This is a genomic window from Microcoleus sp. A2-C3, assembly GCF_036706065.1.
Taxonomy (GTDB): Bacteria; Cyanobacteriota; Cyanobacteriia; order Cyanobacteriales; family Microcoleaceae; genus Microcoleus.
Genome location: NZ_JAUBVX010000033.1, coordinates 61,082 through 74,739, shown reverse-complemented (window position 1 = coordinate 74,739; position 13,658 = coordinate 61,082). Strand labels below are relative to the sequence as shown.

Sequence of the window (13,658 nt, the reverse complement as noted above, 5' to 3'; positions counted from 1 at the left end):
AGTTTTTGAGTAACAGCTTGCCTGCTCTTCAAAGCCAGCTACTTTTAGCTGCGACTATTTTTTAGTCTAAACTACAGAATGATTGTGCCAATGGGAAAAAAGAAATAAAAGTAAAAAGGAAGAAATGTGGCTCTCCAAGAATTAACTCCAGAAAAGTTGAGCGTCCTTCTAAAGAGGATTTGCAAAAGCTAGTCTGGGAAAAACCAACTACTCATATAGCTATAGATTTTGGTGTGAGTGACAAAGCAGTGGAGAAATGGTGTAAAGCTTATGACATTGAGAAACCTACTAGGGGTTACTGGGCCAAACAGAGTCGCAATCATACAGGTATGCAATGCCAAAACGAAAGCAGCTAATTTGCCATTACCGAAATTGTAGTTCGACTCCTATCGATATCCAATGAGAGTTAAGTAAACTGGTAGATTAACTTTAGACTCAATCATAGCATGATTAATAAGGAAGATGCCGCTAAATGGTTGGCAACCAGTCTTGAAAACTGGGGTACAGGTAACTGTAAGGGTTCGATTCCTTCATCTTCCTTTTAACCCACCGGAAGTCGAAAAGCGAGACACCGTGCTGATAACGCGGCGATAGGAGGGGCAGTACCTCCTCGGTGGATTGCTTATGATTTTATATATAAATAAGGGAGAATCATGGTCAATTTTTTACGACATTTGCTATCATATACTGAGCAAAATTGTGGGGAGGTCGCCTAAGTGGAATGGCACCGTAAAAATTTTGGAAAAGCGGCTCTCAAAAAGACGATCGCGTTTGTTGAGTAGGGTAAAAAGTTGCTTCGCGACGTTCCCTGAAAACGCAAACTGGCAGCGGGTTGCAGATGCACTGAAAGGAATTAACAGTCCGAGATGGGGGCAGTTCCCGTCTGCTTGCGGGCAGTAAGGAAGCGCGTTTCCTGAAAGCTGCTGTCGATCGATGCGGGTTCGAGTCCCGTCCTCTCCATTCGTGATTCAAAACCGAGGGTTTCAACCCGTGCCCTAACAGTTAAAGCATACATACTCGGCTGTTAACCGACTAAAATCAATGCTTTGCGGACTTGCACGGGTTGAACATCAGTTGCTGTTGAGGTTGACATCCCGATCGCAACTGCCGATCGGCCGCAGTCTGGTCATCAACTGCTTCAGCAAGAAGCCATTGCTGTTCCAAGCTGTATAAGGAGTAGCGCCTTGTCCCTTCAGGCACAAGGTTTGTCGGGCTTTGTTGTGGCAAATAGTTGCCAGCAGGCTAACGACAGCCACTAAGCCGAGTTCATCGACAAGGGCTTCGAGTTGATCTTGAGTCATAAGTACACCTCCAGGGTTGACTATTTCCCTAAAGGATAGCATAATGGGGTAAGACTGGGTACTAAATGGGGCTATTCGGTGGTATCTTTATCATCAATGAGCTTATATTCCTTGATAGTTGCCAGGAGCATCAGTTTAGACATGGATATTCCTGACTCGTCAGACAGCTTCTTCAGCTTTTGATGGATTCGGTTGGGCATTGTGACTTTTATGGTTTTGGAAGCTTCATCTTGTTCGGCCATTTTCAGCAATCATATTTAGTTGACATCAGCTTATATCCTTTTGATACCGTATAGTACCTTTAAAGGGTACTAACAGTATACTAAGAGTTACTTAGACTCTGGTTCATCCACGAGGTTGTATTCCTTGACGGCCGCCATGACTAGCAGAGTGGACATAGGAACTCCTGTCTGCTGGGAGATTTTTCTCAGTTTTTCGTGCAAACTCTTGGGAACTGTGACTTTAATCACAGCAGTCTCTTCTTTGTCGGCCATTTTCAGCAGTCATATTTAGTTGACATCAGCTTATCTTCTTTCGGAGTACCGATCGCCCTTTCCGACGATCGACTGTAGGGATGCGGGCGATCGCGCACTTGAAAAGCGCTACTGCTAGGATGGTTTCAGCCTTGGTGATTCCCAAAACTTCTTAAAAAACGTTAAATATGAGAAAACTAATATATTACGTTGCTTGCACCGTTGATGGTTTTATTGCTCGCGAAGATGGCTCATTTGATTGTTTTCCGATGTCAGGAGAACATTTTGCCGATTTGTTCGATCGCTTTCCCGAAACTATTCCGGCGCACCTTCACGAAGCACTAGGCATTCGCGCGGGAAACAAGCAGTTTGATGCTGTTTTGATGGGACGCAAAACCTATGAAGTCGGGCTAAATGTGGGTTTGACTAATCCTTATCCCAGCTTGAAACAGTATGTCTTTTCGCGCAGTATGCCAGCCAGCCCAGATCGGAATGTTGAACTCGTTTCCGACAATCCAGTTGGATTGGTTCAGGAATTGAAGCAGGAAACGGGTAAAGATATCTGGCTGTGCGGTGGCGGTGAGTTAGCGGCAACTCTTTTTTCTGAGATTGACGAGATGATTGTCAAGTTGAATCCGGTAGTCATGGGGGCGGGAATTCCGATGTTTGCGAGGGCGATCGCACCGACGAATCTGGAACTAGGCGATCGCCAAATTTACAGCAACGGTTTCATGCTGCTGCATTATCGAGTTAAACACGGCGACGATTAAAACTTAGGTTAAATTATGATTAATTTAAAACAGTTCAACTATTATCTCGTGCTCGATCTTGAAGCAACCTGCTGCGACAAAGGATCGATCGCCCGAAATGACATGGAAATTATCGAAATTGGAGCAGTGATGATAAAATCCACAACACTAACCATCGTTGATGAATTTCAAAGCTTCGTCAAACCCATACGCCATCCCATTCTTACCGAATTTTGCACGTCATTAACATCGATCGCCCAAACGCAAGTCGAGATCGCCCCAACTTACCCAGAAGCAAGCGCTATGCTGAAAAACTGGCTGTCTGGTTACTCAAACGGTGTATTTGGTTCCTGGGGCGACTTCGATCGCAAACAATTTAAAAAGGATAGCAACTTTCATCAACTCCCTTTTCCCATTGCTTATCCTCACGTCAATCTCAAAAAAATGTTTACAGAAACCCAAGGTTTGTCAAAGCGCTACGGCATGGAAAAAGCCTTAGAACTTGCGGGTTTAGCTCTAGAAGGAACTCATCACCGAGGAATTGATGATGCTAGAAATATCGCTAAATTGTTGCCTTATATTTTGGGTGATAAAATGCTGGGCTGAGTTGTCATATTTATTCAATTACATATTTTTTTGATTGATAAGTCAACCGCAGATACAAAGCGGATAAATACCGATTAACGCAGATAATTGCCAGACAAGAAAGTGAATGAATACAAAGTTTTTTGGGCGTTGCTTAATCAGGGTATGAAATAAATAATTTTAAAATCCAGAAGCTTTGTAGACGCTGGTTTTTATGAATTGCATATTTAGCCTTTCATACCGTAAATCAGCAACGCCGTTTTTTGTATTCATCTGCGTTCATCTGCGTTCATCTGCGGTTAAAAATAAAAAACTTGGAAACTGCTGCTGTGTGGACGGCGACTGGTTTGGAAAACCAGAGTGCAGCGATAAGCTGTAGAGGTTCGACTCCTCCATTTTCCGTTTGAGCAGTTGTAAGATGGTGAGTGTGGCGATCGCTAGTCAATAGAAATAACGTTCGTGCCTGCACAACACAGTGGCGTTCAATAAACGCATGATGCTACAATAAGTAGATGAATTGTGAGTGGGATGAAAATAAAGCAGCGGCAAATCGGTCAAAGCACGGAGTCTCATTTGAAGAGGCAAAAAGTGTTTTTGACGATCGGCTATATGTCGATTTCTACGATCCAGACCATTCTGATGAGGAAGATCGATATATTATTATTGGAGCATCGTGCCGAGGTCGTTTATTAATAGTGTCGTATACGGAAAGGGGCGATGCAATTCGTTTAATTAGCGCCAGAGAAGTAACCAGAGGGGAGCGAGAAGTTTATGAAGAAGGTTGAAACAGATATGGAAGATGAGCTGCGATCGGAATACGATTTGAAGAGCTTGCGAGTGAGAAAGTTAGGCCCTGGACGGAAGAGTTTTGGCGGGCTGAACGTTCATCTGGAACCTGATGTTGCAGAAATGTTTCCTGACTCTGAAGCAGTGAATGAAGCTCTAAGATTTTTGATGAGAGTTATGAAAGACAATAAGTATTCTGTCGGTAATATTAGAGGCGATGGCTAGAAGTTACTGAGGGCGATCGCGATCGAACAAGGTATGCGTTTTGCCATTCGCGAGGGCGATCGTACCGTCGGTGCGGGTGTCGTCTCCCAAATTATCAAGTAGGCGGTTTGGGAATCAATTAGAATCAGTAGAGTGGGCAGTGCCAACCTTACAAATTGCTTGAAATGGATTGTGGTTTAACACACATCCCTGTTTTCCGTGATTACAGTCATAAGAGTTACTGCGGAAGGCAAGGGTTTAAATTCCTTGTTGTAGGGGATAGTGGAATGCCAGCAGGTCAAGGATTTGTGGAGCAGAAAGAATTGGATTTCTTCTATCTCCGGCAGGATAGTTCCTCTGTTCTCTTCTGATAGGTAAATCGAACATTTGAGACGAAAGTACCGATATGAAAGTAAGAATAAGCGACACCTATACCTTGATCGCCAACTACTTCTAGGGTGAATTCCCCGGAATGACCTGAACTACCGGGCTCGAACGTAACATTGTTTGCACCTTGGGTAGGTGCCACAAATTTTACGCTGCCTACTCGCTGGATGATGGGCTGACAGTTTTTGATTGAATTCACAACTCCGCCATAATTCCAAAATTCTTTGTACGCCCATTGCTGTCGAACCTCAGCAGGTGCTGTTACACCAGGAAAACCGTTGTTGTTAACCAATATAAATGTTAAAGCGATCGCAGACGGAATTAAAATTCTCAACAATGAAACGATTAGATTGCTTGTGGATTTACTCCGCTTAAATTTTCCAGCAACATAAATTCCTAAAATAGATAGCCAAAAAGAAAGTAAAACCCCCAATAGCCCATCCCACTTGTGTGGCAGAGTCGGCATTGATGAGTAGAAATAGGTAACTAAGTAGCCGCTCAGCAAACCGATGATGCAACCGAAAACCACAAACAACGGCTCAGTTTCCATTTCTTGTTCTGAAAGTTTTCTATCCACCATAGCAATGGTGTAAAGACCCAGAAGATATAGTGCCAGAGCTGTCATTATCCACAAGTAAAACCACTCACCAAGTGTCGCTTCACGATAGTTCATATAATTGCCTATAGATGTGAGGAATATAATGTCGATTGCTGCTATTAAAAGCAACTCTAATCTATCTAATAGTGCAACTCTATTGTTTCTCATAAGGCGATTGTTCCCAAAAGTATATAGTTCCTCGAAATACGACTGTATCTTGATGTTTTACAGAAGTCAATCCTGTTTTAATTGACCACAACTTAGAGGATTACGCTATTTTGGTATTGGGCAATTTAGCCACTGACGGCTGACTCGATCTGGTGCTGATACGATTTGTGATGTTTGAAGAAGTTAAATTGCCAGTCGCTCGATCGCACTTAAATTCAATATTGATTCATCTCGCTCGCCCCCGATCGCGAAATCGCGGCCGATTCCCTACGGGATAGCTTCGCTTAACGCACTTTTTGCAGTTCCGGTAACTTGAAAGCCAAAACAATATCTGCTTCGGGAATTCCCGCCGCCATCAACTCGTAAGCAACTCCATCTTCCGTACCGTCGTGTTCGATCCAAAGTTTATTGTCGATAATTTCAATGTGGATCAGATTTCCATAGATGCGATAACCGTTTTGCCAGCCTGTTTCGACTAACAAATAGCGATCGTGCTTTTCGTCTAATACTAATTTGACCTCCGCTAGGTCGTCATTACCGAGAAAATCGATATATTCTTGGAGAAGTTTTTCAACGATGCTGCGATATTGAAGGTTCACTGAATCCATTGCACGATCGCCTCCTCTGCTGGCTCGAAGGTAACTAAACGAATGATACCATCAGTAGCTTCAGGGTTCTTGGCTCTTGTCGATCGCCCTTACAGAAAACTCGCGATCGGGCGATCGGCACAAAAATTTACAAAAATAGTTGATTTTTCAGAACAGTTGTGTTATAGTAGCCTAGATGCGGGAGTATAGCTCAGTTGGTTAGAGCAGGTGACTCTTAATCTCAAGGTCGAAGGTTCAAGTCCTTCTACTCCCATCTTTAAACAACATAGTACAATACCAATACCCGCAAGCTGTGGTGATATTGTCAATCTTAAAATTATTGACAATAATATCTGTGTCAATCAGCTTGTACAATAATCTCCATGAACATCCAGCAATTTGTTGACAATTCCCTCGGACAATGGCGATCGCAGCGCAGCGCCCATCACTTGACTTTCCGACACTTTGAAGCGATCGAGTCAGTCATTGATATCGTTGCAGTCTCACCCGATGATGCTGCCGTAATCGACCTCTGCAAATCCTACAACATTGACCCAGCCCAAGCAGTAAACCCCTTTCAAATGACCTGGGAGGGACACACAGATTGGGACGAAAACGCCGAAATGAAAGGCAGTTGTATCCTCGTACCAATCCCAGATCCGACAGTCCCCAATCGCGGTAAATTACTGCGAGACCAAGGATATGCCGAAACCATTCCCGCCGCCGCCGACTATCACATCACAGACGATGACACCTTTGTCCTCCTGACAAGCTACGATAACGCCGCAGCCGAAGAAAAAATTTGGTTCGCCAATCCCAACCTGCGCTTTCGTGTTTCCCTGATCAAAACAAGTCAAGGAAGTGGAGTAGTAACCGCATCATTTTCCTCAGAAATTCGATCGCTCTCCGCGAAATAACACCAATTATCAAAAATCATGCAACAGTATTTGTAGGGTGCGTCGCCACAAACAATCCCTAATGTTAATCGACAATATCGGGGCGACGCACCTTAATAGTCAATGAAACAAGCCGAACAATTGTTGGGTAGCCAGAGTTTTGATAAATGGTATAGCAGTTCTCAATCAAGTGAGGCACTCGCCGCAAATTACCAATTACCTTTTTACCAATCGCCAATTACTAATCAGTACCTACATTGATAATTGCTATACAACCAAGTTGAAAAAAGCTTATGAATTCAGTTAAAGCCAACGATTTAATCACTCTCGCTCAGTGGATGGCAGGGGATTTCAGCAACTACAAACAATCCTTTGAAAAGCCCCAACAATTTGCCCATATACATATATTTTTCCGACCTTTACCCTTTGAATTTTTCAATGCCATTGGATTTTACTCTGAGCAGGTTTATGACCACGATATGTGGACTCCCTACCGTCAAGGAGTACACAAATTAATTGACCAGGGAGCACAAATTTATATAGAAAATTATAGTCTCAACGATCCAGTGCAGTACGCCGGCGCAGCACGGGAATTAAGCATTCTCAAGACAATCAAACCAGATTGCATTCAAAGACGCCATAATTGCTCTATGGTTTTCAAACGAGAAGGAGAAATGTTTCGTGGTAGTGTAGAGCCAGGAAACCAGTGTCTCATCCAAAAAAAAGGTTGTTCAACCTACCTGATCAGTGACGTAGAAATTACCGAAACAACCTGGAGCAGTCTCGATCGCGGTATGGATGTAAATACTCATCAACAGATTTGGGGATCAGATAACGGCTCTTTATGGTTTGAAAAGCGTCAAAGTTTTGCTACAGAACTACCACAGATCTAATTATTCGTAGGAATAATTTACAGGCGATCGCAGCACATCCTACAGCCACACCTATCGCCAACAAATACTCCGGCACAAAAAAAGAACTACCTGTAGTACGTGAAGCAGCCACATCCTAGGTTATGTTAAATTATGTAAATTTTTCTAATCTAACATCTAATTATGGTAAATTTTCACATAACACAATAGTGGAGATTTTTTAAATGGTTTTTGGACCTGCATCTCGACTTGGAGTCAGTTTATTTGAAGAAACACCCTGTTTAGAACTGATGCCAGGACGTTCAGAAGAAGAAGTAGAAACCATTATTCGTGCCGTATATCGGCAAGTTTTGGGTAATGCTTACGTCATGGAAAGCGAACGGGCGACAATTCCTGAATCGCAATTCAAACGCGGTGAATTGAGTGTACGCGAATTTGTCCGCGCTCTTGCAAAATCAGATGTTTACCGTTCTCGCTTTTTCGATACTTGTCCTCGCTATCGGTTTCTTGAACTCAATTTCAAACATCTTCTCGGTCGCACTCCCGATGGCCTAGAAGAAATGAGAACCCATAGCACAATTTTAGATACCGAAGGCTACGAGGCAGACATTGATTCTTACCTCGACAGCGATGAATACCAAAACGCCTACGGCGAAAATATCGTTCCCTACTACCGAGGCTACAAAACCCAACCAGGACAAAACATGGTTGGGTTTACTCATATGTTTGCTCTCTTGCGTGGTGCTTCCAGCAGCGATTTCAAAGGAAGTCTGTCTGGAAAATCCCCAGTTCTGAACAAATACGTGATTCAGCAAACTCCTGTAGCAGTCATTCCTCCTTCCGGCGGTTCAGTTGGGGATGGTTGGTCATTTCCCGATAGACAGCGGGCTGCTAAAAGTGTTTACAACGTGGGCTCCGGTGACGAGGGTAAGGTGTTCCGTATCGAAGTCACTGGCTATCGCACTTCTGCTAAGAATCGGATTCAAAAAATTCGGCAGAGCAACCAAGTTTATGTAGTGCCGTTTTCCAGACTTTCCCAAGAATATCAACGCATCCACAAACAAGGCGGCGTAATTGCCAGCATCACTGCTGTCAACTAGAAACCGCTCAAACTTCTAGCTTCACGACTTGGGGAATTATCTCCCTGAGCGTGTTTGCAAGCAATCCTTAATTCCCTCTTTTAAAGCGTTATTTAGTCTTAGGAGAAACTCAATGAGTGTGGTTTTAGATGCCCCAGTAGAACTTTGGTCTACTAGCAATGCCGATGATACACAGGCTGTAATTCGGGCAGTTTACAAACAAGTTTTGGGTAATCCCCATGTCATGGAAAGTGAACGCCTGACAGTGCCAGAATCGCAGTTGTGCGATGGTGCGATGACTGTACGGGAATTTGTCCGCGCTGTGGCAAAATCTGACTTTTATCGCAGTCGGTATTTTGAATCCTGCGCTCCCTACCGCTTTGTCGAACTCAACTTTAAACATTTGTTAGGTCGCGCTCCCTTAGACCAAGCAGAACTTTCCGAGCACATTCGCACCTGTATCGAAAAAGGCTACGAGGCAGAAATTGATTCCTACCTCGACAGTCAAGAATATCAGGACAAATTTGGAGAAAACGTCGTCCCTTACTATCAAGGGGCAAACAGTCAAGTCGGACAAAAGCAAGTTGGCTATAATCGCACTCTTTCCTTGTATCAAGGTTATGCAGGAGTTGACAGTGCTTTTACCGCTTCTCGCTTAGTTGACTTCGTAGCCGGTAATAGTGGTAACAAAATTACTTTACCAACCACAGGCGGTCGCATTAGTGCTTCCAAAGATGCCACCGAAAAAATGTTCAAAATTGTAGTCAAAGGAGCTAAATTTGATAGCCCTCGCCGACTAAGTAACACTGAATATCTTGTCTCTGGTGGGAAGATGACTCCGCAAATTCAGCGCATCCATCGCGCTGGCGGAAAAATTGTCAGCATCACCGAAGTTGCTTAAGCCATAGAGTGATGAGGTGAGCCTGATGTCAGGGATAACCAGAAAGTTTCTTGGGTTCCCCTTCATGAGCCGAGCTAGATTCTTATATCGTTTTTTTTGATTTAGGTTTCGTATCTTATACTTTATCTAGAGCGAGTTTTTATTATTCGCTCTTTTTTTGTTGAAAAAAGCCAAAAACTTGATTTATAAAAGAAGGTCTTAGTTATCTAGGGGAGAATAAAAAAATATTTGGTCGGAGCGCGTCCAGGAATGTTTGTAAAATCTAAATTCTAAAATGGTATTACCCCCTATAGCCGATAAAAAAATGCAGGCTTGGATACGAAGTCGTCACCTAATTTTTTTAGGCCAATTTGTGATTTTTGAAACTTTAGACTACCCAGCCGTTGAGAGATTTGAGCAATGTATCACCAGTCTAGGAGGATGCTTAATTTCTGTGGAACCGCTCAAACGAGTGTGGATGGGAAATCATCGACAAGTGATGCTCTATCAAGCGAAAGGAAGTTTGCATACACCTCATCATGAACTGCGACAATATTGGTTCAAATATGGTACTTTTCAGACTCGATTTGATGAGAGAGTTTAAAGAAACGAGGTTCACGGTTAAAAAAAGATTTCGTTAAGATAATTTTGGTAAGTTGCACAAAGTGAACTCTGTTGTTTAAAGTAAGGAAAGTCCTGCTCTGTTGCGGTTATGGATATTCACGAAATCGAAGCGTCTTTAGAAAATTCTGATTTTCAATATCGACTCAAGGCGATCGCAGCTCTGAAAGATTATACACCAGAGATTGCGGTTCCATTGCTAAAAGCTCGACTCAACGACCCAGAATTTTTAGTCCGCACCTTTGTCAGCAGGGGATTTGGACAACAACAAAGCGCCGAATCTTTCGCCGCCTTGCTCCAAATCATGAAACTTGATAACACTCCCAATGTGCGAGCCGAAGCAGCAAATTCCCTGTCGCTGTTCGGTAGATGCGCTGCATCTCATTTAGTGCTGACTTTTATTCAGGATGACCACTGGCTGGTGCGTCGCAGCATTCTGGGCGCTCTGGTGGATATGGAGTGCTACAACGAACTTTTTGAGGTATGTATCGAAGCCTTGGCTGGTGAAGATATGACCACCCAGGAAGCGGCGGTGGATGCACTGGGTGCGTTGGCCGGAAGCAGTCAGGAACCAGTGGCACTTGCTCGGTTATTGGCGCTGGCTGGTTCTGAGTATGAAGGGATTCGTCAGCACACTGCATCTGCTTTGAAGCATTTTGATGTTCCAGGGGCGAAGGAAGTCTTGAGTCAACTGCGCCAAGATTCCCATCATCGAGTGGTTGGTGCGGCTTTAGAAAACTTGCTTGAGAACAGTTAAGAATATTGTATGGAGTTCTAGAGGCAGAAACCGGGGTTTTTTCGGGAAATATGGCCTGGAGTGCGAGTAATATCGGTGAAAAACCCGGTTTCTTGAATGCCTGTGCGTAATTCCTGCGATTGTTAACCGCTCAAGCTTGACTGAACTGTTTTAAGCCTGCGATTAAATTGTCAAAAGAAAGACCAGATAAATGCTGTTTTTCAGAACTAAATTGCTGTAAACTAACTGTTTTTAACTCTTCTAATCCACAGAGCATCGCCGCCAAAGGAACTCGCAATTCTTGATAAAGTAGTTCCATGTTTTCTAGTCCTGCTTGACTGGTAAATTCTGGATTTTTACCTGCTATGCTATAGGAGACGCAGCGCAAGAAGTGCCAAAAATCTCGCCAACAGGCTTCGGCGCGTGCAGGAGGATAGAGGTCATTGCCTGGTTCGGCGATATTAGGAAACTCGGCTAACACCTTTTCCCTGGCCTTCGATACAAGATTAGGTGCTTGTTCTCGCAGCAATCTTGCTTGTTCTAACATTAAAGAGGTATCGGGAACCAGATTTTTGATGTTTTCTAAATCTTCATCGGTGAGATATCGATTTTCGTCGTCAGCCTGTTGAAAAATGGCAATTACTTCATCTGAATAGAGGTTTTTCCAAGTGGCAAAGCTGACGATTCTGGCTTTGGGAATTAATTGTTTGGCTCTTTCACTTAATTGCATAGTTATTAGAATTGTACGGAGGTAGTTGGACACAATCCAAGTTATAGACGAGAATTATGAGAATTTTTATTAAGTTTTGTTACATTTGAGCCTGTCAAAGATGAGAGTGTGGTACAAAGTCTTCATTAGATAAGTCCGATCGCAGCTTTGGTTTCATAACGAAATATTACTTTGTTAGCCAAAAAAGAGACGGCGTTTAAGGCGATCGCTTATTATCCTGTTTCAGGGAGAGATTGAAGGAGCTAAATTATAATCTATGTTTAAGCCATTTCAGCAATTTCTAGAAAAAGAACTGTTTGAGAACTTTGCACTAGAGAGCCGTCCCATTCCCTCTGGATTGGAATCTGTGGTGAGTGAAAGAGGTAAAAATCCCGCCACGATTCAAAGTTGGTGCTATCAATGCCCACAATTTCGCAAGATTCGCTACACTTACATCGATGCTGGGGAAACGGCTCAAATTTTCAACAGTGTGATTTATCCAAGCCACAATTACGATGTACCTTTGCTAGGAATTGATTTTTTAGCGTTTGGACAAAAGAAAATTTTGGTGGTGATAGATTTTCAGCCGTTATTTCGCGATCGCCCTTACATAGACAAGTATATCGAACCATTGACCGAAATTCGAGGTAAATACAGCTCGTTGGTGCAAGACTTAGAAATGAAGTTTTATGATGCCAACCAGTATTTTTCCAAAAATTTACTCTTTGCCAAAACAGACGCCGAAACAGTAGTCAACCAATTGTTTCCCGCCTATCAAGAATACGTGCAGTTGTATTGGAAAATGCTAGAGCAAGCTACTCCCCTTACCACTCCCGAAGAAATTCAGCGGATTGTGAAAGCACAAAAAGATTACGATCAGTATAGTGCAGAAAGAGACCCCGCATCCGGGCTATTTGGCAGCTATTTTGGTCATGAATGGTCAGAGCGCTTTTTGTACGAGTTTTTGTTTGAAGATGCTGTTCCCTTAGCGATTCCCGCCGGGAAAAAATAAATTTAAGATGACTCTCTATCAGCCTTTTTTAGATTACGCAATTCCACTACTAAGGGAGCGACTTCACCTAGCTCCCTATCCGATTCCGGCAGGTTTTGAAAGAAAAGAATGTATCACGGGAAAAGGGAAAAAAGAGCAGTTGGTTGTTACTACCAGTTATGCTTTTCAATCCCCAAAACTGCGGCAAATTCGGGCGGCTCACGTTGAGGGCGGTGATGCTCTCCAGGTACTGAATTTTGTGATTTTCCCCCAAATTAATTATGATTTGCCTTTTTTTGGGGCGGATTTGGTGACTTTGCCAGGGGGACATTTGATTGCTTTGGATATGCAGCCGCTTTTCCATGATGCTGCTTATCAGAAGCAATACTCTGAGCCGATTTTACCGATTTTTAACAAGTATCAAAAAGATTTGCCGTGGGGGGGAGATTTTCCTGAAGAGGCAAAACCTTTCTTTTCTCCGGCTTTTCTGTGGACTCGTCCGAAGGAAACTGAGGCTGTGCAGACTCTGGTGTTTGATGCTTTTAAGGATTATTTACAAGCTTATCTCGATTTGGTCGATCGCGCGCAACCAGTCACCGACAGTCAAAAATTAGCCGAGATTCTTCAGGCTCAACGCAATTATATCAACTATCGTGCTGCTAAAGATCCTGCTAGGGGGATGTTTCTGCGGTTCTATGGTGAGGAGTGGACAGAGGAATATATTCACGGTTTTCTGTTCGATTTGGAACGTCATTTATAACAGAAGGAAGCAGGAAGTTGTAGGGTGCGTCGCTTTAAAAAATCTCTAACTAATTATCGCAAATCTGATAGCGACGCACCTTGCATCCAAGGGTTGAGATTGTTTTACCAGGGCATGAGTTTAACCATATTTGTCAGGTGCGTCGCTGTGAGATTGTCGATGTTTCTTTGGGCATTTTCGAGGGCGACGCACCCTACAACTACAAACTCGCAATGACAGTTAACAGTTAACAGTTAACAGTTAGCAGTTAACAGTTAACAGTTAGCAGTTAACAAT

General features: G+C 43.2%; 20 protein-coding genes and 2 tRNA genes. 15 read left to right on the top strand and 7 right to left on the bottom strand.

Annotated features, from left to right (window positions below; translation table 11 throughout):
* The first annotated feature begins 456 nt into the window (after nucleotides 1-456).
* Nucleotides 457-541, top strand: a tRNA-OTHER gene (locus tag QUB66_RS18855).
* Nucleotides 542-1,070: 529 nt separating this feature from the next.
* Here the strand turns inward: QUB66_RS18855 and QUB66_RS18850 are convergent.
* The 3 genes from QUB66_RS18850 to QUB66_RS18840 all read right to left on the bottom strand — a co-directional run bounded on the left by QUB66_RS18850 (nucleotide 1,071) and on the right by QUB66_RS18840 (nucleotide 1,795).
* Nucleotides 1,071-1,301, bottom strand: coding sequence for a hypothetical protein (locus QUB66_RS18850; RefSeq protein ID WP_332969201.1), 231 nt, complete (start codon nucleotides 1,299-1,301; stop codon nucleotides 1,071-1,073).
* A gap of 71 nt (nucleotides 1,302-1,372) precedes the next feature.
* Nucleotides 1,373-1,543: a hypothetical protein gene (locus tag QUB66_RS18845; RefSeq protein WP_332969199.1), complete on the bottom strand. Its 171-nt coding sequence runs from the start codon at nucleotides 1,541-1,543 to the stop codon at nucleotides 1,373-1,375.
* Between the two features lie 87 nt (nucleotides 1,544-1,630).
* On the bottom strand, nucleotides 1,631-1,795 hold the full coding sequence (locus QUB66_RS18840) for a ribbon-helix-helix domain-containing protein (RefSeq protein ID WP_332969197.1): 165 nt from the start codon (nucleotides 1,793-1,795) through the stop codon (nucleotides 1,631-1,633).
* Nucleotides 1,796-1,962: 167 nt separating this feature from the next.
* Between QUB66_RS18840 and QUB66_RS18835 the strand changes: the two genes are divergently transcribed.
* The 4 genes from QUB66_RS18835 (at nucleotide 1,963) to QUB66_RS18820 (ending at nucleotide 4,119) form a co-directional block, all read left to right on the top strand.
* A complete protein-coding gene (locus tag QUB66_RS18835; protein ID WP_332969195.1) occupies nucleotides 1,963-2,544 on the top strand; it encodes a dihydrofolate reductase family protein in 582 nt (193 codons plus the stop codon).
* A gap of 15 nt (nucleotides 2,545-2,559) precedes the next feature.
* On the top strand, nucleotides 2,560-3,129 hold the full coding sequence (locus tag QUB66_RS18830) for a 3'-5' exonuclease (RefSeq protein ID WP_332969194.1): 570 nt from the start codon (nucleotides 2,560-2,562) through the stop codon (nucleotides 3,127-3,129).
* A gap of 491 nt (nucleotides 3,130-3,620) precedes the next feature.
* Nucleotides 3,621-3,893, top strand: a complete 273-nt coding sequence (locus QUB66_RS18825) for a BrnT family toxin (protein WP_332969192.1) — start codon at nucleotides 3,621-3,623, stop codon at nucleotides 3,891-3,893.
* Complete coding sequence (locus QUB66_RS18820; protein WP_265234038.1) at nucleotides 3,880-4,119, top strand: hypothetical protein; 240 nt, start codon at nucleotides 3,880-3,882, stop codon at nucleotides 4,117-4,119. The genes QUB66_RS18825 and QUB66_RS18820 overlap by 14 nt, the downstream gene beginning before the upstream one ends.
* On the opposite strand, the gene QUB66_RS29785 is transcribed toward QUB66_RS18820, so the two are convergent.
* From QUB66_RS29785 to QUB66_RS18805, 3 genes are all read right to left on the bottom strand, one after another.
* Nucleotides 4,116-4,265 (bottom strand): hypothetical protein, encoded by a 150-nt coding sequence (locus tag QUB66_RS29785; RefSeq protein ID WP_442923304.1) that lies wholly within the window; start codon nucleotides 4,263-4,265, stop codon nucleotides 4,116-4,118. The genes QUB66_RS18820 and QUB66_RS29785 overlap by 4 nt on opposite strands.
* Nucleotides 4,266-4,432: 167 nt before the next feature.
* Nucleotides 4,433-5,251 carry a hypothetical protein gene (locus QUB66_RS18810; protein WP_332969190.1) on the bottom strand — a complete coding sequence of 273 codons (819 nt, stop codon included), beginning with the start codon at nucleotides 5,249-5,251 and terminating at the stop codon, nucleotides 4,433-4,435.
* A gap of 284 nt (nucleotides 5,252-5,535) precedes the next feature.
* Nucleotides 5,536-5,859, bottom strand: a complete 324-nt coding sequence (locus tag QUB66_RS18805; protein WP_265234040.1) for a XisI protein — start codon at nucleotides 5,857-5,859, stop codon at nucleotides 5,536-5,538.
* A 42-nt stretch (nucleotides 5,860-5,901) separates the two neighbouring features.
* Here QUB66_RS18805 and QUB66_RS18800 point away from each other — a divergent pair, with 42 nt between their 5' ends.
* The 8 genes from QUB66_RS18800 to QUB66_RS18765 all read left to right on the top strand — a co-directional run bounded on the left by QUB66_RS18800 (nucleotide 5,902) and on the right by QUB66_RS18765 (nucleotide 10,943).
* Nucleotides 5,902-6,048, top strand: a complete 147-nt coding sequence (locus QUB66_RS18800) for a hypothetical protein (RefSeq protein WP_265234041.1) — start codon at nucleotides 5,902-5,904, stop codon at nucleotides 6,046-6,048.
* Nucleotides 6,039-6,112, top strand: a tRNA-Lys gene (locus tag QUB66_RS18795). The genes QUB66_RS18800 and QUB66_RS18795 overlap by 10 nt, the downstream gene beginning before the upstream one ends.
* A 109-nt stretch (nucleotides 6,113-6,221) precedes the next feature.
* Nucleotides 6,222-6,755, top strand: coding sequence for a phycobiliprotein lyase (locus QUB66_RS18790; RefSeq protein ID WP_265234042.1), 534 nt, complete (start codon nucleotides 6,222-6,224; stop codon nucleotides 6,753-6,755).
* A gap of 272 nt (nucleotides 6,756-7,027) precedes the next feature.
* A complete protein-coding gene (locus QUB66_RS18785) occupies nucleotides 7,028-7,627 on the top strand; it encodes a chromophore lyase CpcT/CpeT (RefSeq protein ID WP_332969189.1) in 600 nt (199 codons plus the stop codon).
* 203 nt (nucleotides 7,628-7,830) lie between these two features.
* Entirely contained in the window at nucleotides 7,831-8,706 is an 876-nt protein-coding gene (locus tag QUB66_RS18780; protein ID WP_332969188.1) for a phycobilisome linker polypeptide, read from the top strand.
* Nucleotides 8,707-8,818: 112 nt separating this feature from the next.
* Entirely contained in the window at nucleotides 8,819-9,586 is a 768-nt protein-coding gene (locus tag QUB66_RS18775; RefSeq protein WP_332969186.1) for a phycobilisome rod-core linker polypeptide, read from the top strand.
* 274 nt (nucleotides 9,587-9,860) lie between these two features.
* The gene (locus QUB66_RS18770; RefSeq protein ID WP_265234047.1) at nucleotides 9,861-10,169 is read left to right on the top strand and encodes a CpeR family transcriptional regulator; all 309 of its coding nucleotides are present in this window, start codon (nucleotides 9,861-9,863) and stop codon (nucleotides 10,167-10,169) included.
* Between the two features lie 108 nt (nucleotides 10,170-10,277).
* The gene (locus QUB66_RS18765; RefSeq protein WP_332969184.1) at nucleotides 10,278-10,943 is read left to right on the top strand and encodes a HEAT repeat domain-containing protein; all 666 of its coding nucleotides are present in this window, start codon (nucleotides 10,278-10,280) and stop codon (nucleotides 10,941-10,943) included.
* A 130-nt stretch (nucleotides 10,944-11,073) separates the two neighbouring features.
* On the opposite strand, the gene QUB66_RS18760 is transcribed toward QUB66_RS18765, so the two are convergent.
* A complete protein-coding gene (locus QUB66_RS18760) occupies nucleotides 11,074-11,652 on the bottom strand; it encodes a phycobilisome protein (protein ID WP_332969183.1) in 579 nt (192 codons plus the stop codon).
* A 256-nt stretch (nucleotides 11,653-11,908) separates the two neighbouring features.
* Here QUB66_RS18760 and QUB66_RS18755 point away from each other — a divergent pair, with 256 nt between their 5' ends.
* On the top strand, nucleotides 11,909-12,643 hold the full coding sequence (locus QUB66_RS18755) for a 15,16-dihydrobiliverdin:ferredoxin oxidoreductase (protein ID WP_332969181.1): 735 nt from the start codon (nucleotides 11,909-11,911) through the stop codon (nucleotides 12,641-12,643).
* Nucleotides 12,644-12,650: 7 nt separating this feature from the next.
* Nucleotides 12,651-13,382 (top strand): phycoerythrobilin:ferredoxin oxidoreductase, encoded by a 732-nt coding sequence (locus QUB66_RS18750; RefSeq protein WP_332969179.1) that lies wholly within the window; start codon nucleotides 12,651-12,653, stop codon nucleotides 13,380-13,382.
* Nucleotides 13,383-13,658 lie beyond the last annotated feature (276 nt).